Origin of the sequence: Acidovorax sp. SDU_ACID1, assembly GCF_045291395.1 — a bacterium.
In the GTDB taxonomy this organism is placed as follows: domain Bacteria; phylum Pseudomonadota; class Gammaproteobacteria; order Burkholderiales; family Burkholderiaceae_C; genus MR-S7.
Genome location: NZ_CP152342.1, coordinates 205988 through 228616, shown reverse-complemented (window position 1 = coordinate 228616; position 22629 = coordinate 205988). Strand labels below are relative to the sequence as shown.

The 22629-nt window shown below is 70.8% G+C and carries 14 protein-coding genes; 2 read left to right on the top strand and 12 right to left on the bottom strand.

The window, feature by feature from the left end:
- Window positions 1-6: 6 nt before the first annotated feature.
- Genes AAG689_RS01000 through AAG689_RS00975 form a run of 6 tightly spaced genes read right to left on the bottom strand, consistent with a single transcriptional unit; the run spans window position 7 to window position 9826 of the window.
- A complete protein-coding gene (locus AAG689_RS01000) occupies window positions 7-5943 on the bottom strand; it encodes an Hpt domain-containing protein (RefSeq protein WP_406624404.1) in 5937 nt (1978 codons plus the stop codon).
- A 47-nt stretch (window positions 5944-5990) separates the two neighbouring features.
- Window positions 5991-8258, bottom strand: coding sequence for a methyl-accepting chemotaxis protein (locus AAG689_RS00995; protein ID WP_406624403.1), 2268 nt, complete (start codon window positions 8256-8258; stop codon window positions 5991-5993).
- Window positions 8259-8304: 46 nt separating this feature from the next.
- On the bottom strand, window positions 8305-8832 hold the full coding sequence (locus AAG689_RS00990; RefSeq protein ID WP_020230814.1) for a chemotaxis protein CheW: 528 nt from the start codon (window positions 8830-8832) through the stop codon (window positions 8305-8307).
- Between the two features lie 20 nt (window positions 8833-8852).
- Window positions 8853-9218: a PleD family two-component system response regulator gene (locus tag AAG689_RS00985; RefSeq protein WP_011794058.1), complete on the bottom strand. Its 366-nt coding sequence runs from the start codon at window positions 9216-9218 to the stop codon at window positions 8853-8855.
- Window positions 9218-9622 (bottom strand): PleD family two-component system response regulator, encoded by a 405-nt coding sequence (locus AAG689_RS00980; protein WP_406624402.1) that lies wholly within the window; start codon window positions 9620-9622, stop codon window positions 9218-9220. The genes AAG689_RS00985 and AAG689_RS00980 overlap by 1 nt, the downstream gene beginning before the upstream one ends.
- Window positions 9623-9673: 51 nt before the next feature.
- Window positions 9674-9826, bottom strand: a complete 153-nt coding sequence (locus AAG689_RS00975) for a rubredoxin (RefSeq protein WP_406626257.1) — start codon at window positions 9824-9826, stop codon at window positions 9674-9676.
- 115 nt (window positions 9827-9941) lie between these two features.
- Between AAG689_RS00975 and AAG689_RS00970 the strand changes: the two genes are divergently transcribed.
- Both AAG689_RS00970 and hemL read left to right on the top strand, forming a co-directional pair.
- Window positions 9942-10880, top strand: coding sequence for a bifunctional hydroxymethylpyrimidine kinase/phosphomethylpyrimidine kinase (locus AAG689_RS00970; RefSeq protein WP_020230816.1), 939 nt, complete (start codon window positions 9942-9944; stop codon window positions 10878-10880).
- Window positions 10864-12174 carry a glutamate-1-semialdehyde 2,1-aminomutase gene (hemL, locus tag AAG689_RS00965; RefSeq protein ID WP_406624401.1) on the top strand — a complete coding sequence of 437 codons (1311 nt, stop codon included), beginning with the start codon at window positions 10864-10866 and terminating at the stop codon, window positions 12172-12174. Before AAG689_RS00970 ends, hemL begins: the two co-directional genes overlap by 17 nt.
- Before the next feature lie 75 nt (window positions 12175-12249).
- On the opposite strand, the gene AAG689_RS00960 is transcribed toward hemL, so the two are convergent.
- The 6 genes from AAG689_RS00960 to AAG689_RS00935 are packed head-to-tail and all read right to left on the bottom strand — an operon-like array spanning window position 12250 to window position 22624.
- Window positions 12250-15507 (bottom strand): hypothetical protein, encoded by a 3258-nt coding sequence (locus AAG689_RS00960; protein ID WP_406624400.1) that lies wholly within the window; start codon window positions 15505-15507, stop codon window positions 12250-12252.
- A complete protein-coding gene (locus tag AAG689_RS00955) occupies window positions 15507-16400 on the bottom strand; it encodes an ABC transporter ATP-binding protein (RefSeq protein ID WP_406624399.1) in 894 nt (297 codons plus the stop codon). The genes AAG689_RS00960 and AAG689_RS00955 overlap by 1 nt, the downstream gene beginning before the upstream one ends.
- A 50-nt stretch (window positions 16401-16450) precedes the next feature.
- A complete protein-coding gene (locus tag AAG689_RS00950) occupies window positions 16451-17290 on the bottom strand; it encodes a class I SAM-dependent methyltransferase (protein WP_406624398.1) in 840 nt (279 codons plus the stop codon).
- Complete coding sequence (locus tag AAG689_RS00945; protein WP_406624397.1) at window positions 17287-18867, bottom strand: multicopper oxidase domain-containing protein; 1581 nt, start codon at window positions 18865-18867, stop codon at window positions 17287-17289. Before AAG689_RS00945 ends, AAG689_RS00950 begins: the two co-directional genes overlap by 4 nt.
- Window positions 18864-20414 carry a hypothetical protein gene (locus AAG689_RS00940; RefSeq protein WP_406624396.1) on the bottom strand — a complete coding sequence of 517 codons (1551 nt, stop codon included), beginning with the start codon at window positions 20412-20414 and terminating at the stop codon, window positions 18864-18866. The genes AAG689_RS00945 and AAG689_RS00940 overlap by 4 nt, the downstream gene beginning before the upstream one ends.
- A complete protein-coding gene (locus AAG689_RS00935; RefSeq protein WP_406624395.1) occupies window positions 20414-22624 on the bottom strand; it encodes a TonB-dependent receptor in 2211 nt (736 codons plus the stop codon). The genes AAG689_RS00940 and AAG689_RS00935 overlap by 1 nt, the downstream gene beginning before the upstream one ends.
- Between the last annotated feature and the right edge of the window lie 5 nt (window positions 22625-22629).

Genomic DNA, 22629 nt, shown 5'->3' with positions numbered 1-22629 from the left:
GCTGCGTCAGGCGCTTGGCACCTCGGCGGCCTGGCGGGTGTAGTGCTGCACCAGGCTCAGCAATTCCTCGTCGGAGTAGGGTTTGCCGAGGTAGTGGTTCACGCCCAGCTCCATCGCGTGGTCGCGGTGCTTCTGCGCGATGCGCGAGGTGATCATGATGATCGGCAGGCCGTGCAGCGCCGCGTCGGCGCGGATGTTGCGGGCCAGGTCGAAGCCGTCCATGCGCGGCATCTCGATGTCCGAGAGCACCACCGCCGGCCGCTCCTCCTGCAGCCGCTCCAGCGCCTGCAGGCCGTCGGCCGCCAGCGCCACGCGGTAGCCTTCGCGCTGCAGCAGGCGCTGGGTGACGCGGCGCACGGTGATGGAGTCGTCCACCACCAGGACCAGCGGCACCTGGCTGGCGGAGGCCTGCGGCGCCGCTTCGGGCGTTGCGGGCGCCTCGGCAACGGCCGGCGCATGCGTGGCGCTGCGCACCTGTTCGCCATACACCGTGGACAGCGCCACGGGGTTGTAGATCAGCACCACGGCGCCGGAAGCCAGCACGGACATGCCGGCCAGGCCCGGCAGGCGCGACAGCTGCGGCCCCAGGTTCTTCACCACCACTTCCTGGTTGCCCAGCACTTCGTCCACGTGCACCGCGATGCGCTGCGACGCGCTGCGCAGAATGACCACGGGGCGGCTCTTGCCCGCCACTTCCTGGCTGCGCGCGGAGGCCTGCAGCAGGGCGCCCGCCCAGTAGAAGGGCAGGTCGTCCATGCCATCGTGGAAGCTGTGGCCGGCATAGGCGGTATCGAGCTCCGCGCCCGTGGTGCGGCGCACGATCTCGATGAGGCTGGCAGGAACGCCGAACGTGAGCGTGCCCGCGCGCAGCATCACCACCTGCGTCACGGCCGTCGTCAGCGGCAGCACCATGCGGAACGACGAGCCCCGGCCCGCAGCCGTCTCGGTTTCGATGCGGCCGCCCAGCGCGTTGACTTCCGAGCGCACCACGTCCATGCCGATGCCGCGGCCCGCCAGGCCCGTGACCTCCGTCGCGGTGGAAAAGCCCGGCATGAAGATGAGCTGCGCCGCATCGGCGTCGGTGAGCGGCGCGTCTTGCGCGATCAGCCCCTGTGCCACGGCCTTGGCACGGATGCGGTCGATGTCCAGGCCCGCTCCGTCGTCGCGGAACTCCACCGAGACGTCGTTGCCCTCGTGCCGCAGCGCGATGGTGATGGTGCCCACGGCAGGCTTGCCCGCGGCGACCCGTGCCTCGGGGGCCTCGATGCCGTGGCCGGCGCAGTTGCGCAGCAGGTGCTCGAAGGCGGGCGTCATGCGGTCCAGCACGCCCCGGTCCATTTCGATGGAGCCTCCGGAGATGTCCAGCTTGATCTGCTTGCCCGTTTCCTTGGAAGCCTGGCGCACCACGGCATAAAGGCGCTCGGAGATGCCTTCGAACTCCACCATGCGGGTGCGCAGCAGGTCGCGCTGCAGCTCGCGCGCCTGCCGGCCCTGGGCGATCAGGTCGTCCTCGGCGCCCTCCATCGCGCGTTGCATGTTGCGCTGCACCGTGGCCACGTCGTTCACCGACTCGGCCATCATGCGCGTGAGCTCCTGCACGCGCGTGAAGCGGTCGAACTCCAGCGGGTCGAAGCCCGCCGCCGAATCCTTGGACAGCGCCAGGCGCGACTGCATCTGCGATTCGGCCTGCACCTCGATGTCGCGCAGCTGCTGGCGCAGGCGCTCCAGGTTGCCCGTCAGGTCGTCCAGCGAGCCGCGCAACTGCGTCATGCGCGCGTCCAGGCGCGAGCGGGCGATCATCACCTCGCCCGCCTGGTTCACCAGGCGGTCCAGCAGCTGCGCGCGCACCCGCACCGACTGCCCGCCGGCCGTGCGTGCCGGCGCGCTGGCCACGGGCCGCACCATCGGCGCCACTGCAAGAGGCTTGGGCTGGGCCGCAGCCAGCTCGGCCGCGGGCGCTGCAGCCGCCGGCTCGTCCGGCAGGGTGGCCGCCGGTACGGCCACGGGTTCGGTCAAAGGCTGCGCGCCGATGGTGCGCAATGCGTCGAAGCTCGCCTGCAGGCCATCGAAGCTCGCCAGCAAGGGCTCGATGTCCTGCGCCGTCAAGGCTTCCGTGTCGATCTGCTCGACGGCGGTTTCCATGCGGTGGGCCATTTCACCCAGCCGCATCGCACCCGCCAGGCGGGCGCTGCCCTTGAGAGTGTGCAGGGCGCGCAGCAACTCGCTGCGCGCGCCCAGGTTCTCGGGGCGTGCCGACCACTGGCGCAGCGCGGCGCCGAGGGTGGGCAGCAATTCCAGCGCCTCTTCCTCGAAGATCGGGAACAGGTCGGGGTCGATGATGTCCAGCACGTCGATGTCGTCATCGACGCTGGATGCCACGGCATGCGCGATGGCGTCATCGATCAGTTGGTCGCGGTCCAGTTCCGTGGCCGGCTGCGCCGAGGGCAGGGCCTGCGCCACGGCGAGCGGCGCAGGGGCTTCGACGGCGTCCGCGCCCTCCCCTTCGGCAGCCTCGTCCTCCAGCTGGGCCATGCCGCTGGTCACCTCGGTCTGCAGGATGGCTTGCAACTGCTCCAGCAACTGCGCGTTGGGCTCCTTGAGGAAGCCGGCGGCGAACTGGTGCAGCAGGCGGCGGATGTCGTCGGCTGCTGCATTGAAGCACTCCGCCTGCTCGGGCAGGCCGCGCGGCTGCAACTGCACGTGCTGCAGCGCATGCTCCAGCATGCGCGCCATTTCCGACAGCGCCGCGAACCCCACGGTGGCGGAGCTGCCTGCGAGGGAATGGGCCAGCGCCACCGCCGTATCGGGCAGCGGTCGGTGCAGCTCCAGCGACCACTCCTGCAGCGACGTGACCAGCCGGCGCGACCATTCGTCCGCTTCGTTGAGGTAGACGTTGTACAGCGGTATGCCGATGCGCAGGTGCTCGATGACCTTGACGGCCTCATCGACCGGCGCAGCCGCGGCTGCATCGAGGCTTTCCTCCGCGGGCACCTCGGGCTCCTGGGGAATCTCGGGCTCGGCGCTGGCTGCGTGCGGGTCCGGTGCTCCCTCGGGCTCTTCCAGGATGAATTCGGGGGTGATATCCGTCGCGATGAAGAACGCCTCTTCCTGTGAAGGCGCCTCCTGCACCGCAGGCTCCGCAGGAGCCTCGGCAGCGGGCGCCTCCTGCTGCGCCGCGGCCTCCACCGCCTGCTCGAAGACCGCGAAATCGATCTCTTCCACCAGCTCCGCCGCAGTGAGCTCGGCAGGTGCGTCCTCCGGGGAGGGTGCTTCTTCGGCCTCATGGATCGAGGTGTCCGCGAAATCATCGGCCTGCCCCAGGTCAATGTCGGGCAGCAGCAGGTCAAACTCGAGAGGCGCCGCCTCGGCCTGCGCGGGTCCGGGCATCGTATCGGCCGGGGATTCATCCTCCGGCAGGGGCACCTCGGCCGCTTCGGCCGCCTCAGGCTCCTGCGGCAGCGCGGCAGGTTCGGGAACCGCTTGCGGCTGCGCAGCGCCGGGCACTTCCAGGGGCACGAGGGTGCCCTCCACGCGCATCGCATCGGCCGTGGCCTGGAATGCCTGCGGATTCCAATGGTCCGCCGATCCAGTCGCAATATCGTCCGCCCAGCGGCCAAATGCCTGCAGTGCTTCGCTCGACAATTGCAGCAGCGGCGCCTTGATGGGCTTTTGCTCCGCCAGCCAGGCATTGAGCGTCTGCTCCATGGACCATGCGGCCTCGCCAAAATCGTTCAACCCGACCATGCGCGAGCTGCCCTTGAGCGTGTGGAACGCACGCCTGAGCGTGGTCTGCTCGCTCAGGTCTCCGGGTTCGTTGTGCAGTGCCGCGACGGCAGCCAGGCCGTTGGCCACCACTTCCCGCGCTTCCTCCAGGAAGATGTCCAGGAGTTCGTCCTCCCCATCGTCGTCCTGCGGCACGGGAGGGGCCACGCTGGCCGGCTCCGCCGCATCGGACACTGGTACGTCCAGAGGCACGGGGGACGACACCGCGGCCTCTTGCGTGGCCGGCAGTGAAAAATCCAGGTCGACCAGCAGGGCGGGTGCGGTGTCCTGCGCGGGCGAGGGCTCGGTGAGTTCCGGCGCATCGGGAAACGCCAGTTCGGCTTCGGGCTCCTGGCCGCGTGACTCGAGCGCGGCCTCGGCCTCTCGCGGGCTGTCGGCAGCGCGCGTGCGCACACGCCCCATGAGGATCCGCAGCTCTCCCAGTTCCTCGTCATAGACGAAGAGCTTGCGCGCCATCGTGCGCTGGTAGCTCAGCATGTCGATGAGAAAGCCCAGCGCGCCCAGGCTGTTGCCGAGCTTTTCGAAGACGCCCTGGCGCTCCTGCGCGGGGATATCGTTGATCAGCAGGCGCTCGACGGTATCGCGCATGCGCACCACCGCCAGCGATGCCTGGTCCAGGCCGAGCACCGACAGAACGCCGCGCATCTGCTGCAGGCAGCCCGGCACGGGCTTGAGCGCCGCGACGTCCTCCGGGTTGCGGAAGAACTGGTCCATGGACTTCTCGGCTTCCGCCAGCGTCGCGCGCAATTCGTCCACCACGCTACCCATGGTCTGGTGGTCGCTTACGCGGCGGTACAGTTCCTCCATCCACTGCTCGAGCGGCTGGGGCTCACCGCCCGCGGCCACACCGTCGAGCCGGTCGGCCAGGCGCGCTGCGCGCTCGGCCATGTACTCCTGGGCCACGTCCAGCTCCTCGAAGGACGCCTGCAGGTACAGGACCGAGGTGGCCACTTCCATGGCCAGTGCCGCCGACGGCGGTTCTCCCGCGCGCGTGGTCGCCTCGACGGCACGCGTCAGCGCCTGGGCCAGCGGTTCACTGTCCGGATGGAGCTTGCGCAGCGAATCGCACACCAGGCTGAACTGGTCGGCGGCTGGCTTGAGCTTGAGGCGGTCCCCGCCCGCCAGCGCAGACCACGTCTCCGTCGCGGCCGCGATGCGCTTGCGCGCCTGGGCCAGGAGGGCCGGGTCGAACAGGCCGAAACGCGGGGTGTCGTAGTCCACCGGCTTGTACCGGTCCAGCCCGAAGGCCTGCCGCACGGCGAGCAGCGCGGGCGCATCGGCGGCCGTGCGTGCCGCATCTGCCTGGGCGCAGAAGAACAGCAGGTCTTGCACCAGCCGATCGGCAATGGCGCCATCGCCCTTGGCCAGGGCCGCATACTGCATCAGCACGCGCGAGGCCACGCGCTTGACGTACACGTCCGGCTTGAGCATGCCATGGGCCAGCGCTTCGAAGAAGCCAGCGCAGATCTTCCAGAACGCGCGCGATTGCCGGTCGGTCTGCGCTGCCGCGAACCCCATGCAGGTGTTCTGCATATCCGCCGAGGCGCCCGCGTCGGCGTTCTTGACGATGCGCAGCACGGCGCTGTCCAGGCGTGCGCGCGCCTCGGCACCATAGGACAACGGCGTTTCGGGCACCGGCAGGTCGGGCTCGCGGAAGCGCCGCTCCACCGGCCACAGGTCGGCCGGGTGCACGCGGTCCGCTCCCGCCAGGGCCTGGGCCTCGCGGTACTGCGGGAACAAGGCCACGGGAGACACCTGCTTGCCGGCAAGCACGTTCTCCAGGTATTCGACCAGGGCGAAGCTCGCGCGCTCGATCACCTCAGCCGCATCGTCGCTGCACAGTTCGGGCCGCTGAACAAAGCGCTGCACGGCGGTTTCCATGGCCCGCAGCACCAGCGCCGGCGGAGTCATGCCCACCATTTCGAGCGCGCCGCTGGCCTGGTGCAACTGCTGGCGTGCGATGCGCAGCGCGCCCGCATCCAGCGAAGCCAGGTCGGATTCCCGGGCGACCTCCGCGTCACGCACAAACCTGCGCATGGCCTTGACGGCTCCGTCCAAGGATTTGCGCAGCTCGTCAAGCACCCATGCGAGGGGCCCGAGATCCTGCTCACCCTGGGCCCAATCGGCACCCGGAGCGTTTGCGGCATCGATAGATGACATGGATGCGTCCCCGGCTGTCGCGCAGCCAGTTCGTTGAAGGGATGGGCTCAGGCGATCTTGAACCGTGCCACGGACTGCCGCAGTTCCTCGGCCATGTGGGACAGCTCGCGCACCTGCTGCGCCGTCGTGCGGGTGCCTTCACCCGTCTGCTCCGTCACCGCGAAGATGTGCTGGATGTTGTCGGCCACGCCGTTGGCCAGCTCCGCCTCGCGCGACGTGGAGGACGAGATCTGCTCGATCAGCTCCGCGAGGCGGCGCGACACCTGGTCGATCTCGGACAGCGCGGTACCGGCGCTGTCGGACAGCCGCGCCCCCTCGACCACGCCCTGCGTGGAGCGCTCCATGGCGGCCACCGCATCCTGCGTGTCGGTCTGAATCGCCTTCACGAGCGCCGATATCTGGCGCGTGGCGTCCGCCGAGCGTTCGGCCAGGCGCTGCACTTCCTCGGCCACCACGGAGAAGCCGCGGCCGGCTTCACCGGCGGATGCGGCCTGGATGGCGGCGTTCAGGGCCAGCACGTTGGTCTGCTCGGTAATGTCGGAAATCAGCTCGGTGATTTCGCCGATCTCCTGCGACGATTCGCCCAGGCGCTTGATGCGCTTGGACGTTTCCTGGATCTGGTCGCGGATGGCGTTCATGCCGCCGATGGCGTTCTGCACGGCCTGCAGGCCGGAGTCGGCGGCTTGCAGCGACTGGCGGGCCACCGAGGCCGATTCCTGCGCCTGGGCGGACACGTCGTTGATGCGCGAAGCCATGTCCAGCACCGAGCGGCCCGTTTCCCGGATTTCGCGCAGCTGCTCGGTGGAGGCGGCCAGCAGCTCCGTGGAAGTGCTGTCCACCTGCGCCGTGGTCTGTGCCACGCGGGCGGCGGTGTTCTGCACGCTGCCCACCAGCTGGCGCAGCTCTTCCACCGTGTAGTTCACGGAGTCGGCGATGGCGCCCGTGATGTCCTCGGTCACCGTGGCCTCCTGGGTCAGGTCGCCCTCGGCCACCGACTGCAGTTCGTTCATGAGACGCAGAATGGCGGCCTGGTTGGCGTCGTTGACGCGCTTGGCCTCCTGCTCCTGGCGCTTGGCATCGCGCTGCAGCGCTTCGGCGGCGGACTGGCGGTTGCGGCTGTCCAGCAGCTGCACGCGGGAAATGCCCACGCCGCACAGCAGCACGAAGAGGCCGGCGACGGCCAAGGCCGCGAACTGCCCCGCCCCCATGCCCGACTGGGCCGACAGCTTGGCCTGCAGGCCCTCGAGCTGGCGTCGCAGCGGCTCGCTGTCGGCAATGATGGCCGATTGCGCTTCCCGCGCGGACACCAGGCCCTGCAGGTTGCCCAGGATGGCGCCGGCCTGCGTGCGCGTCTGCTCGTAGAGCTTGATCAGCGCGTCGAGCTGCTCGCGCGTCTGCGCATCGCGCGTGGGAGACAGGCGCAGGTCGGCGCTGCCGTCCAGCATGCCCTGGGCGATCTCCTTGAAGGAGTTCAGGTCCTTGCCCAGCAGGAACACGGCCTCGGGACTCACGCCTTCGGTGGTCTGGAATTCGTTGGCAGACTTGCCGATGCGCTGCGTGAGCATCACGAGCTGGCCCGCGGCGGAGATGTCCGACGCCGGCGCGTTCTGCTGCAGCTTGAGCGACGACACGGTTTCCGCGATCTCCAGCAGGTCGGAGGACTGGCGGTTGATGGTGCGCAGGGCGTCGCCGACCTGGGTCAGGATCTTCTGCTGGCCCATCACCACCTTGGCATTGCGCTCGGCGCGCTCCATCAGCGGCGTGATGGCATCCAGTTCAGGCTTGAACGGCTCGCCCAGGGCCTGCACGTCCAGCTCGCCATCGCCGTTGCCCAGCGCACGCACGTTGCGCGCCAGCACGCCCGAGCTTTCCACGACGTCGGGGAACGCCTGCGGGCTGCCCACCAGGGCCTGCGACACCGACTTGGCCAGGCGCTGCGACTGCATCAGCGATTGGCCCGTGGCGGCCAGCTGCTGCGCGGAGCGGTTGGCCTGCTGCAGCACCCAGCCTGCGATGAGCGCCAGCACCACCAGGCCCACGCCCAGCAGCAGCAGCAGGCGCCGCTGGTGGCTGGCCGCGGTGGCACGCCCCAGCAGGGGCAGCGCCACCATGTCCTCGTCGGCGAATTCGCCGTCTCCGTACTGCGAGGGCACGCCGGGGTCGCCCTGGACGCTGTGCATGGCATCGGCCTGGTAGGCCTCGGACAGCGCGCCAGCAGCCAGGGGATCCTGACCCGCGTCCTGCAGATTCGGATCGGCGTCCGGGTCGGCAGGTTTGCGGTTGAACAGTTTTCCGAGGGAATTGACGACGGACATGGTGCTGCCTTATGGAAGAAACACAAGCACGGGTTGCTGAGTGAACTCAAGCACTGATGCTGAGAAACGCGGGATGCTGGGACAGGGCCTGCAGATTCAGTTCCTGCCAGCGCGTGCCCTGGGAATCGAGATAGGTGGTGCCGAAATAGGGCGGCGCATCGTCCTGCGCGGGCTCGGACGATACGAAGGCTTCGGCGCCGCGCAATCCTGCCAGCTTGTCGACGAGCAGCGCGGCGTTTACCTCCAGCGCCCCGTTCAGCGCCAGCAGGCTGGACTCGGCCAGGGCCTGGTCCGAACGCGCCGCGGAGGCGCCGAGCAGCGCGGCGAGGTCCACGACGCCCGTCAGCGATCCGCGCAGGTTGGCCACGCCCAGGAACCATGGCTGGGTGTAGGGCACTGCCTGTACGCCGCCCCAGGGGAAAATCTCTCCCGATTGCCCCAGAGGAAGAAGGAAACGGCTGCCGGCGGATTCCACGGCCAGCCAGGACGAGACGGACGACCCCTCTCCCCGCGCGGCCTGCAGCCGTGCCGCGAGGCGTGTCTGGAGCTCTTTCAGCGCTTCACGATTGGCCATGGGCGAACAGCGGTCAGCCTTTAGTTGAGCGCGTCGATCTTGGCCTGCAGCTCGGCAGGATCCACGGGCTTGGTGATGTAGCCGCGCGCACCCTGGCGCATGCCCCAGACGCGGTCCGTCTCCTGGTTCTTGCTCGTGCACATGATGATGGGCACGTCGGCATACTGCGGATCGCGGGAAATGGCGCGCGTCAGCTGGAAACCGTTCTGGCCGGGCATGACGACGTCCATGAGGATCAGGTCCGGCTTTTCCTCGGCCAGGCGGCGGAAGGCCTCGTCCGCGTTCTCCGCCGTGCGCACCTGCATGCCTTTCTTTTGCAGCAAATCGGTCAGAAACATCAACTCGGTCTTCGAGTCGTCAACCACCAATACCTTCTGGATCGGCATTACATAGCTCCTTGTTGCGCATTTCCGAATTGCTGCACTGCCTGCAGCAATTGGTCTTTGGTAAATGGTTTGGTGAGATATTCCTGGCAGCCGACCATGCGGCCGCGCGCCTTGTCGAAAACTCCATCCTTGGACGACAGCATCACCACCGGGGTATCCGCGAAACGGACATTGCGCTTGATGATGGCGCAGGTCTGATAACCATCGAGCTTGGGCATCAGGATGTCGCAGAAAATCAATTGCGGCTGGTAATCGTTGACTTTGGCCAAGGCATCGAAGCCGTCGTCGGCCAGCAGCACCTCGTGCCCCCCCTGCTTGAGGAAGATCTCGGCGCTGCGCCGGATCGTATTGCTGTCATCCACCACGAGGACCCTGAACGTGGGGCCGGTTGTTGTCGTAGCCAATTCTCACTGCTCCTGACAATAACGATAAACAACGCTGGCAGGAGCCGCGCCTCAAATCTGGACCATCTCGAAGTCTTCCTTGCGGGCCCCGCATTCCGGACAGGTCCAATTCATCGGGACATCCTCCCAGCGGGTTTGGGGTGGAATGCCGTGCTCGGGAGATCCCACTGCTTCGTCATATATCCAACCGCAAATCAAGCACATCCAAGTCTTGGGATCCGTCACAGCTTAAGGGGCCTTCACATAGAATGCAACGATTGTATCTAGTGATCACTGCGGGATGCAGCTTTCGTGCCACCGTTTACGCTGGCACTTCTTCATGAGCACGAATACCCCTTCTCCCCTGGATGACACGGCCGCGCAGGCCGATAGCGGCGAAGCCGCTTCGCCCATCTGCGTGATGGTCTTCAACGCCAACGACCCCAGCGGCGCGGGCGGCCTCGCGGGCGACATCGCCGCGGTGGCCTCGGTCGGCGGGCACCCCGTGCCCGTCGTGACCGGCACCTACGCGCGCGACAGCGCGGAGATCTTCGAGCACTTCGCCTTCGACGAGGACACCGTGGCCGAACAGGCCCGCGCCGTGCTGGAGGACATGCCCGTGCAGGCCATCAAGGTCGGCTTCGTCGGCAGCCCCGAGAACCTCAGCACCATCGCCGAGATCGCGGCCGACTACGCGCAGGTGCCCGTGATCGCCTACATGCCCGACCTGTCCTGGTGGAGCGACGACGCCATCGACCAGTACCACGACGCCTTCCGCGAGCTGCTGCTGCCGCAGACCTCGGTGTTGGTGGGCAACCACAGCACGCTGTGGCGCTGGCTGCTGCCGGACTGGAGCAGCGAGCGCAGCCCCTCCGCGCGCGACCTGGCCATGGCCGCATCGGAAAGCGGCGTGCCCTACCTGCTCGTGACCGGCGTGCCCCTGCCGGAGCAGCACATCGACAACGTGCTCGCCTCGCCCCAGTCGGTGCTGGGCAACGGTAAGTTCGAGCGCTTCGAGGCCACCTTCATCGGCGCGGGCGACACCCTCTCGGCCACGCTGGCCGCCCTGGTGGCCAGCGGCTGCGACCTGGGCGAGGCCACCAGCGAGGCACTGACCTACCTCGACGGCTGCCTGGAGCACGGCTTTCGCCCCGGCATGGGCCACGTGCTGCCCGACCGGATGTTCTGGGCCCAGCCCGACGATGATGATGACGATGACGAGCCCGCGGCCGATCCCATCGCAGGCTTCGAGATGCCACCCCATGACACCAAGCACTGACCGCAACACCACCCTGTTCGAACGCGCCAAGGCGCTCATCCCCGGCGGCGTCAACTCGCCTGTGCGCGCCTTCCGCGCCGTGGGCGGCACGCCGCGCTTCATCGCGCGCGCGCAAGGCGCCTACATGTGGGACGCCGATGGGCAGCGCTTCATCGACTACATCGGCTCCTGGGGCCCGATGATCCTGGGCCACGGCCACCCGGCCGTGCTGGAGGCCGTGCAAAAGGCCGCGCTGGAGGGCTTCAGCTTCGGCGCGCCCACCGAGCGCGAAGTGGAGCTGGCCGAGGAAATCATCCGCCACGTGCCGTCGATGGAGATGATCCGCCTGGTCAGCTCCGGCACCGAGGCGGGCATGAGCGCCATCCGCCTGGCGCGCGGCGCCACGGGGCGCAGCAAGATCATCAAGTTCAACGGCTGCTACCACGGCCACGCCGACTCGCTGCTGGTCAAGGCCGGCTCGGGCTTGGCCACCTTCGGCCACGCCACCAGCGCGGGCGTGCCGCCCGAGGTGGTGCAGCACACGCTGGTGCTTGAATACAACGACGTGGCGCAGCTCGAAGAGGCCTTCGCGCTGCACGGCAAGGAGGTGGCCTGCGTGATCATGGAGCCCATCGCCGGCAACATGAACTTCGTGCGCGCCAGCGTGCCCTTCATGCGCCGCGCGCGCGAGCTGTGCACGCAGCACGGCGCGCTGCTGGTCATCGACGAGGTGATGACGGGCTTCCGCGTGGCGCTGGGCAGTGCGCAGAGCCTGTATGCGCAGCAGATCCCCGGCTTCGCGCCCGACCTCACGGTGCTCGGCAAGGTGATCGGCGGCGGCATGCCGCTCGCGGCCTTCGGCGGGCCGCGCGCCATCATGGAGCAGCTCGCGCCGCTGGGCCCGGTCTACCAGGCCGGCACGCTTTCGGGCAACCCCGTGGCCACGGCGTGCGGCCTTGCCACCCTGCGCGAAATCGCCAAGCCCGGCTTCTACGAGCAGCTGGCCGCGCGCACGCGCGCGTTGATCGACGGGCTGGCAGGCGCGGCGCAGGCCGAGGGCGTGGACTTCTGCGCCGACAGCGAGGGCGGCATGTTCGGCTTCTTCCTGCTGCCGCGGCTGCCGCAGGACTACCCCGAGGTGCTCACCACCGACGGCGCGCGCTTCAACCAGCTCTTCCACGGCCTGCTGGAGCGTGGCGTGTACATCGCGCCCGCGCTGTACGAGGCGGGCTTCGTGAGCGCGGCGCACACGGCGGCGGACATCCAGGCCACCGTGGCGGCTGCGCGCGAGGTTTTCAAGGCACTCTCGAAATAGGAGCTGCTTGCGCTTGCCGCTCAATGATTTTGGATAGCTTTCCTATCCAAACGATTGAATGACAAGCGCTGGCAGCTATTGTTTTTGCAGGTTGTCCGCAGGCGAACGCTCGTAGGCGGGCCAGCCGTCCAGCCATAGCGCATCGCCCAGGCGCCACGCGCCCTCGGCGCGGCCGGCGTCCTGCCAGCCGCCCGCGTGCCAGCGCCAGCGCTCGCCGGTGCCGTCGGCGTGCAGGTCGGAGGCCAGCGGCGGCCCGAGCATCCAGGCCGCATATTCGGCGCCCCAGGTCCGGGCAAGCGCCTGCTCCACCGCCATGCCGCCGCGCACCGCCGCCAGCAGGGCGGCCAGCGCATCGGCATCCGCCCGCTGCACCGCGTGCAGCGCGGCCAGCGGCGCGTGGTGTTGCGCCCAGCCGCCGTAGGGCGCAAGCGCCAGCGCGCCGACGGGCGCGGTGCTGGCGGCCAGCGCCTGCGTGACGTCGGCCGAGGCGCGCGTCATCAGGCCCTGCACGAAGGACGCATCGCCGGATTCGGCTACGCACAGCAGGCCGATGGCGCCGGGCAGGCCGTGCACCAGCCATTGCCCGCCCGGCCCCTGGCGCAGCGCGGCGGCGTCGGCCACGTGGCGCGCGGCCAGCGCGCGGGCGATGGCGGCGCGGCGCTTGGCGCGGCCCACGCCGGCGTCGGCCACGTCCCAGTGCGGGCCTTCGGGCAGCCAGAGCAGGCCGCCGGCCAGCAGCGGCTCGCCGAGTTCGCGCGGGGTCTGGGCGACGGTGTCCACGGCAATGTCCACGCCGAGGCGCCGCGCCACGCAGGCCTGCATGTCCTGCACGTCCCGCGCCACGGCCTGCGCGGTGGCGGTGCGCGTGGCGTCGTGCAGCACCTGCAGGCCACCCATGCGGCTGGCATGCAGGCGCGGGGCGCGCAGCGCGGCGAAGTCCAGCGCGCCCATGGTGTGGCCTTCCTGTGGGTCGCCGCCGTCGATGGCGATGCGCCAATGCCAGTCGCCCGGCGGGGCCACACCCTGCGCCGCCACCGAGGACTGCCAGGCGGGCAGGCGCACTTCGGCAGGCAGCCCTGCGGCGGCGCGTTCGGCGGGCACGCGCAGCAGCCGGGCGGCGTCGAAACCCAGGCGCGGCAGCACGTCCTGCGCACGCAGCCACATGCCGGCGGGCGTGAGCCAGGGCGCCTCGCCTTCAGCCGTCCAGCCGCGCGGGGCGACCGTGAACGACAGGCGCACCGCGCAGCCCGCAGCGCAAGCGCCCACAGGGACGGCGATGTGGTCGTGGTCCGATTCGGCCGCCACCGACGCGCCGTCCACCTGCACGGCGTGCAGCGTGAAATCCGGCGGCAGTTCGGCATGCAGCCAGCCCTGCGGCGCCCGCACGCCGCGCAGCAGCCAGTCGCCCTGCACGGTGCGCGTGGCGGGGTGCACGGCCAGCGCGACTTCACCACCCGTGGCACTAAACGTGGCATCGCCGCGCAGCCAGCGGCGCTCCCACTGCGCATCGTCGGCGCGCTCCTCGGCGGGCGGCTGCCAGCCGCCCTCTTCCACCAGCCGCGCATGCAGGAGCGCGCCCGTGGCAACCGTGCCCGCCAGGCCCACGGCCAGCGCCGCGCCCGCCGGGCCGCGCAGGCGCTGCGCGGCCTCGGCCAGGCGCACGCGCCAGCGCGCGTCGGTGCCGCGCGGCACAGCCAAGGCCGCCAGCGCGGCGAACAGCAGCGCCAGCGCCAGCTTCCAGGCATCGGCGGCGAGCATGGGCGCGATCCACGGCCCCCAGCCCGTGGCGGCGGAAATCGTCGCGGGCAGGGGCAGCCCGATTTGGTACGGCGGATAGTCGACCAGCGCGGCCTCGTGGTTCACGATGAGCACGAAGGCCAGCAGCATGGCCGCCGCGTGCGCCACGCCCGCGCGGCGCACCAGCGCATGCACCAGCAGCACCAGCACGGCCACTTCCAGCAGCGCGGGCCCGTGGCGCAGCGCCTGCAGGGCCACCGGCTGCCAGGGGCTGAACGCCTGCGGCGCGGCGATGGCGGTGGTGAGCAGGCTGGACAGGGCCACCAGTTGCACCAGCACGAAGGCCACGGCGCCGACGGCGATGCAGCGCGCCGCGAAGCGCAGCGCCACGGGCATGGGCGCGGCGTCGGCCATCTCGGCGAAGCCGCCGCGCTCGTCGCGCCGCGCCATGCCGCCCGCCAGCGCAGCGATGATGAACACGGTGACCAGGTAGGTGAACTTGAACAGCAGCGGCCCCAGCAGCTCGGGCCGGGGCACCATCGGCCCTTCGGCGTGGCCGACGACGTGCACGAACGCGCCCGCCACGCCCATGGCCACGAGCAGCGCGCCGCCGAGCCACGCGGCGCGGCTGCGCAGCACCTGGGCGGTCTGCCAGCGCGCCTCCTGCCACAGTGCGCGCCACCAGGAGGTGGCCCGGGCCGCAACCGGCATGGTGGCCGCGCGCACGGTGGCCTGGCGCGCGGGCTGGAGGACGGCGGGCGCCTCCAGCACCAGCCGCTCGCGCCGCACGCGCGGCAGCGCCCAGGCCAGCCACAGCACAGGCGCCAGGCACCACAGCATGCGGTTGAGCGCGAAGCCCGGCGTGACGGCGATGAGCGCGCCGCGCTTTTCCTGCGGCGTCCAGCCGAGCACCTGGCGCTCGGCCTCGCCGAAGCCCGAGGGGTCGATCAGCGCCACGAGGAAGTCGCTGATGTGCCCGTCCTTGATGACGATCATCGCCGCCATCCACACTGCGCACAGCAGCGCCGCCACGGCGAACGGCCCGGCCATGCCGCGCGTGCGCAGCGCGGCCAGCAGGTACAGCGCGCCGCAGCCGGCCGACAGCGGCACGGTGTAGATGAGCCAGCTCCAGGCCAGGGCCGCCCAGGGCGTGGGCCCCATGCTGCCCGCGGGCACCAGCCCCGCCGCCTCCAGCAGCGGCGCGGCCACGAAGCCCACGGCCTGCGATGCGCCCAGCATCAGCGCCACGCCCCATGCGCCCAGCCAGCGCCCGGCCAGCAGCGCCGCCAGCGGCACGGGCGCGGCCAGCACCACCTCGTGCAACTGCGCCTGCCGCTCGCGCGCCACGCACTGGCCGAACACCCAGGCCCAGGCGAAGAACAGGAAGAAGGACATGCCCGGCGTCATCAGATACACCAGCATGGGCGCGTTGCGCGGCACGTCGGCCGCGTTCATGTCGCGCAGGTAGCCCGCGCTGGACAGCACCAGCAGCAGGTAGGCGGTGAGGCCGGCGAAGATCAGCGGCGCGATGCCGCTCGCCAGGCCCGCGCGGAATTCGGCGGCGGCTTCGCGCGCCAGTACGTGAGGCGCGCGCATCAGGCGGCCTCGGCCTGGTCGGCCAGGCCCGCGCCGGCCAGGGCGAGGTAGTACACGTCTTCCAGGCCGGGCGTGCGCGGCGCGAAGGCGTCACCGGGCCGCTCGCCGTGCACCACCACGCGCGTGCCCTGCGGCGCGGCGGCCAGGTGCAGCGCGCCCGCGGGCAGCGGCGCGCCGTGCGGCACCACGCATTCCCACAGCCGCCCCGCCAGCGGCGCGGCCAGGTCGGCGGGCGTGCCTTCGGCCACCACGCGCCCGCCCGCCAGGATGGCCAGGCGCGCGCAGAGGTTCTGCACGTCTTCGACGATGTGCGTGGACAGCAGCACCACCGCGCCCTGCGCCACGTCGGCCAGCACGCGGTGGAAGCGGTTGCGCTCGGCCGGGTCGAGCCCGGCGGTGGGCTCGTCCACCACCAGCAGGCGCGGCGAGCCGATCAGCGCCAGCGCGATGCCGAAGCGCCGCAGCATGCCGCCCGAGTAGGTGGCGACGGCGCGGCCTGCGGCGTCGGCGAGGTTCACCTGGTCGAGCAGCGCATCGACCTCGGCGCGGCGCGCGCGCGCATCGGTGCGGCCCTTGAGCCAGGCGAAGCGCTCCAGCAGGCTGCGCGCGCTGACGCCGGGGTAGGCGCCGATCTGCTGCGGCAGGTAGCCCAGGCGCTGGCGCAGGTGGTGCGGGTCGGCGAGCACGTCCACGCCGTCGAGCAGGATGCTGCCCGCGTCGGGCCGCTGCAGCGTGGCGAGGGTGCGCATCAGCGTGCTCTTGCCCGCGCCGTTGGGGCCGAGCAGGCCATAGAGGCCGGGCGGCACGCGCAGATCCACGCCTTGCAGCGCGGGCACGCCGCCCGCGTAGGTCTTGGCGAGGCCGCGCACTTCGAGGCCGGTGAATGCGATCATGGGTCAATCAACTCCACTTTTGATAGCTGCCAGCGCTTGCCCTGCAAGCGCTAGATGCCGATTTGGCTTGTATTCCCGGCGCCGCCCAGCCGCACGTGCGCCATGGCCGGCACCAGGGCGCGCAGGCCCGGCAGCCGCCCCAGCGTGGGCATGAGCACGGTGGGGAAGCTGCGAAAGCGCCGGTAGCGAATCACGCGCACGTCTTGCAGCGTGGGCAGCCATGCGCGCAGCCGCGCGGGCAGCGCGGCGGGCGCGATGCCCCAGGGCATGGGCGGGACGCGGTAGTGCGGCGTGCGCCACAGGCCCTTCTGGCGCGTGGTCATGCGCGAGAACCATTCGGGGATGGTGTCCAACATCACTTCGCTGCCCGGCAGGCGCTGGGCAATGGTTTGCAGCAGGCCGCGCACCTGGCTTTCCGTGAAGTACATCAGCAGCCCCTGCGCGGTGACGAAGACGCCGCGCGCGAGATCGACGGCGTCGATCCAGCCCGTGTCGAGCGCGCTGCAGCGCAGGTGGCGGCAGCGCGGCGCGGGCGGCAGGAAGCGCTCGCGCACGTCGATGGACTCGGGCACGTCCACGCACAGCCACTGCACCCTGCCGTCGTCGATGCGCTGGAACTGCGTCTCCAGCCCGCAGCCCAGTTCCACCACCGTGCCGCCGCGGTGGCGCAGCATCCAGCCGCGCACCACTTCGTCGAACTGCAGCGAGCGCACGGCGTGCGAGGCGTCGGGCCGGCCGAAGCTGCGCCGCCAGTCGTAGGCGATGGCGCGGTAGATGCGTTCGGCCTCGGGGTCGCGCAGCAGGCCGTCCGGGCGCAGCGATTCGCTGGCGCGGTTGTGCAGCGTCCACAGCATGGTCTCGGGCACGCCGCCGAGGTCGACGCCGCTCATACCGCCTCGAAGCCGAGCATCATCCCGCCGTCCTCGTGTTCGAGGTTGTGGCAGTGCACCATGTACGGGTGCGGCATGGCCGCCGCATGGTCGAAGCGCACCAGCACCTCCACGTGGCCGGGCTCGCCGCGGACGTTGGCCGCGCCCGGGATGTTCACGGTGTCCTTCCAGCCTTGCAGGTGCGCGGGTACCGGGCCGGCGTTGATGGCGAGGATGCGGAACTGCGTGCCATGCACGTGGAACGGGTGCGGGTACACGTCGCCCGTGCGCAGCGTGAGCCGCCATCGCTCGTACGTGCCGCGCGGCACGCTGAAGCCGGCCGTGTCCAGGCTGAACGACTCCATCGGCGCGCCGTCCACCTCGATCTGGTTGATGTGTGCGAGCGTGTGGTCGTCGAAGACAGAGTCCTCCTCGTTCCAGGCGAAGTCGAAGGGCCAGATCTCCGGCAGCGGCCCGGTGGGGTCGGGGTCGATGGGGAAGTGCCCCATCAGCTGGAAGGTGATGCGGCGCTCGCGCGCGCCCTGCGGCGCCTGCGCCTCGGGCAGGTCGGCCAGCAGGGGCGGCAGCAGGCCGTTCCTGGCGGGCAGCGTGGGGTGGATGGTGAGCAGCGTGCGGTCCACGTCGAACGGCGCGGCGTTGGCGCCGTACTGTTCGTCGTAGCGCGCCATGACCAGTTCAATGGGCTGGCCGGCGGAACCATCGACCAGGATCTCGAAGCGCTCGGCCGCCGCCAGCACCAGCTCCGTAACCGGCACGGGCGCGGCCAGCAGGCCGCCGTCGCTGGCGATCACTTGGAACGCGGCATGGTTGCCCAGCCGCAGCTTGAGCACGCGCGCATTGCAGGCGTTGAGCATGCGCAGCCGCACCCAGCCGCGCGGCGCGTAGTGCGTGGGCTGCTGCACGCCGTTGACGAACATGTGCTGGCCGAACCAGCCCAGGCCTACGGTGTTGTGGTTGAGCTTGTAGGTGATCCTGCCGTCGGCGTTCAGGTACTTGTCCTGCAGCACCAGGGGCACGTCGTCCTCGCCCCAGGTGTGGGGCAGGCCCAGCGCGGCGCTGGCGTCGTCCTCGACGATCAGCAGGCCGCCGACGCCCATCGCGGTCTGGTAGCCGGTGCGCCGGTGCGGGTGGGCGTGGTACCAGAGCGTGGCGGCCGGCTGGCTGACGGCGGTCTTCACCGCATAGCCCTTGCCCGGCCCGACGGCGGAGGCCGGCCCGCCGTCGCTGCCGCCATCGACCAGCAGGCCGTGCCAGTGCAGCACGGAGTCTTCGTCCAGCGCGTTCTCCACGCGCACGTTGAACTGCGCGCCGCTTTTCACCAGCAGCGCCGGGCCGAGCAGCGCACCGTTGATGCCGAAGGTGTCGGACTTCTTGCCGGCGAGGAATTCGTACTGGCCCTTCTGGATCTTCAGCGTGACGGGGTTGGCCGCGTCGGCGCGCACCAGCGCGGGAATCGGCAGCGTGCCCTTGGGTTGCGGATCGCCGCCGCCGCTGCCGCCGCAGGCCTTGAGCAGCAGGGTGGAGCCGCCGACCAGCGGCAGGCTGGCGGAGTATTGGAGGAGTTGGCGTCGTTTCATGGTCTTGCTCCGGCGAGATGGGATGAAGGGAATGGGGGCGGCGAGGCCAGGTTGTCGGCGAAGTCGCGCTCGTAGCCGGGCCAGGCGTCGAGCCACAAGGCGCCGTCGGCGCTTTCGGCCAGCGCCCAGCCCTGGTCGAAGGCCGTGAGACGCTTCCAGCCGCCCTGCTGCCAGCGCCAGCGCTCGCCCTCCAGCCGCCCGCCCGCGCCGGTGCGCAGGTCGGTGGCCAGCGGCATGCTCAGCGCCAGCGTGGCGCGCGGCGTGCCGAGCGCGGCGGAGAGCGCGTACTGGATGCGCACGCCGCCGCCCAATTCGGCCAGCAGGGTCTGGATCTGCGCCGCGCCCATGCGCCGCACGGGGTCGAGCGCGGCCAGCGGCGCGTAGTCGCGCACCCAGCCATCGAAGGCAGCGAAGGCCACGGCGCCCACTTCGCCCGCCTGCGCCTGCAAGGCTTGCGTGGCCTGGGCCGAGGCGCGCTGCAGCAGCGCCTGCGCAGCGGCGGGCGCTTCGTGCTCCGTGGCGCACAGCAGCCCGACGGCGCCCGGCAGGCCGCTGGCGAGCCACTGCGCGCCGCGCGTCTGGCGCAGCCGGCCGGCGTCGGCCACATGGCGCAGCGCGATGGCGCGCGCCATCTCGGCACGGCGCAGCGCCGGGTCGTCCCGCAGCGCCGGAGGCAGCCACAGCGTGCCCGCCGACAGGCGCGCGGACGCTGGCTCGGGCGCGTAGGCCACGGTCTCTAGCTGCGGCGCATCGCCCATGCGCGCGGCCACGCAGGCGTGCATGGCCTGGGCCTCGGCAGCCAGCGCGTCGGCGCCTTCATGGGAAGTGGAGAGCACGAAGTCCAGCGCGCCGCCGGTCTGGCCGTTGGAAACGGTGGTGGACGCGCCCTGCCGCACGCGCGCCTGCCATCGCCATGCGCCCGCCGGGGCCACGCCCGCGAGCGCCACGGCGGCCAGATGGTCGGGCAGGGTCACGAAGCCGGGCAGGCCGTGGCGCGCGCGCTCGGCGGGGTCGCGCAGCACGCGGTCGCCATCCAGCCCCAGGCGCGGCAGCAGGCGCTCGGCGGGCAGCCAGCGGCCCGGCGCGCCGATCTCGGTGATGAAATCGAGTGCCACGTCGCACTGCTCGCGCGCGCAGGCATCGAGCGCGACGGCGATGTGGCCGCCGCGCGCCTCGGTGGCCAGCGATGCCTGCCGGGCGCGCGCGGCGCGCAGCGTGAACCCGGGTGGCGCCTCCAGGTGCAGCCAGCCCCACGGCGCCTGCACGCCGTGCAGCGTCCAGGTGCCCTGGGCGCGGCCGGTGGCGGCGTCGATGGCGATGTCCAGCACGCCGCCCGCCACGCGCAGGGCGTGCTCGGCGGCATCGTCGATGAAGCGCGAGGTCTGCCCCGGCTCGGTGGTGCAGACGTTCGGGTCGAGCGGCGTGATCCAGCGCTTTTCCCAGTCCGCGCGCGCCTGGGTGGCACCGGCCGGCAGGGCCACGCGCCATGCCGCCGCGCCGCAGGCCAGCACTGCGGCCGCCACGCCGAGCCAGATCGCGCGCCGCATCAGAAGTAGTAGGCGAAGCCCACGCCCACGGTGCGCCCGCGCACGGGCAGGCCCATGACCGCGTCCGGCCCGCCCTCCACCATCGCTGGGTAGTAATAGCCGAAGGAGTCGTAGCGTTTGTCGGTCAGGTTCTTGACCCACAGATACAGCTCGGTCTTGCCGCCCGAGACGCCGGTGCGCAGGTCGATCTGGTGGTAGCCGGGCAGCGTGAACTGGTTCTGCGGATCGCCCGCGCGGCTGCTGGCGAAGCGGGCGGCGATGCGCGTGCTCCACGCGGGCGACTGCCAGCCCATGAACGCGCCCAAGGGCATGCGGTACTGCACGCCGATGCTGCCGCTCCACTTCGGGCTGTCGGGCACGCGGTTGCCGGCCGCCGCGCCCGAGGTGCTGGTGGCGGCCACGCCGGTGATCTTGGCGTCGGTATAGGCCAGGGCCGCGTCCAGCGTCAGGCCGGCGGTGGGTTTCCAGAAGCCCGAGAGTTCCAGCCCGCGGCTGCGCGTGTCCACGTTCTCGGCGTACATGCCGAAGGTCATGACGTCGAAGAACAGCATGTGGTCGCCCTTGCCGCGCGACTCGAACAGCGCGGCGTTCAGGCCGAAGCGGCCGTCGGCGCTTTCGTGCTTGGCGCCGATCTCCACGGCGTTGACGCGCGCGGCGGCGTAGGGCGCGTCCCTGCCGCCCAGGGTGACGTTGGTGCCGTAGTCGTTGTAGCCGCCGCTCTTGTAACCGCGCGAGGCCATCGCGTAGAGGTTGGTCTGCGCATCCAGCGCCCAGCCCAGGCCCAGGCGCCCGGTGGTGTAGTGGTCGCGCAGCGCGTCGTTGTCCTCCGCGTAGCGGATGGGGCCGTCGTTGCCCGGCACGGCCTGCCAGCTCGCGCGCTGGCGCTTGCGGTCCCAGGTGTGGCGCAGGCCGGTGGTCAGCTTCAGGCGCTCGGCCACGGGGAAGGTGGCCTCGCCGAAGACGGCGCGGCTGGTGCTCTCCAGCCGGCGCAGCATGGTGCCGTTGGTGTAGTTGGTGGGGTAGAAATGGTCGAAGGCGCCGAACGGCATGTCCACGTCGCGCTGGTGGCGCAGCCAGTTCAGACCGGCCACCCAGAACACGCGGTCGCCGGGTCGGGAGGACAGGCGCAGTTCCTGCGAGGTGGTCTCCTCCCCGTTGCGCATGACGAAGTAGCCGCCGTCCTCGGGCGCCATGCCGATCAGCCGCCGGTACTGGTGACCTTCGTAGGGGATGTTCATCATCCAGGTGTCGGCCTTGACGTAGCCGGTGACCGAAGTCAGCAGCGCGAAGCCCAGGTCGTGCTCCAGCGTGGCGCCCACGCGGTCCACGCTGCGGCGGTCGTTGGTCCACGGGGTGGTGCCGCGGTCCACCGTCACCGGGTCGCCGTAGGGGTGCAGCGCGAAGATGTTGGGGTGGCCGCGCAGGCTGTCGTGCTGGGCCGTGAGCGTGAGCCGGGTCGTGGCCAGCGGCTGCCACAGCAGCGTGCCGCGCACGCCGGTGTCGCGCGGCGTGCTGACGACGGCGCCCGTCTGCCAGTCGTGCACCCAGTGGTCGCTGGCGGTGCCGCGCAGCGCCAGGCGGGCGCTGAGCGTCTCGCTCAAGGGGCTGCTGATGGCGCCCTCGGCCATGCGCTGCCGGTCGGTACCGATCTCGGAGCGCACGTAGCCCTCGAAGTGCCGCGTGGGCTTGGCGGTGATGACGTTGATGGCGCCGGCCTCGCTGTTGTTGCCCAGCAGCGTGCCCTGCGGGCCCTTGAGCACTTCCACGCGCTCCAGGTCGAACGCCTGCGACGACATGTTGTTGACCAGCATCGGCTGGCCATCGACCGTCAGGCCCACCGAGGCGTCCTCGCCGCTGACCTTCTGCAGCGCGCCCACGCCGCGGATGCGCACGTTGGCGTTCCACGAGTCGCCGCCGTTGGAGTTCATCTCCACGCCGGGGATCTGCCACAGCGCCTCTTCCACCGAGAACAGCCGGCGCTCCTCCATCTCCTGGCCGCCGATGACGTTGACGCTGAACGGCACCTCGCGCGGCGCCTCGTCAGCCAGGCGGGCGCGCACCACGACGGGTTCGAGTGTCTTCGGCTCGTCCGCGCCGGGCGTGCGCGCCTCCTCGGCAGGCTGGGCCGCCGCCGCCAGCGCCACCCACAGGGCGGCGAACGCGGTAGGGCACAAGGGCAGGAACGGACGGCGGCGCGAGGGCTTGGACATGGCTT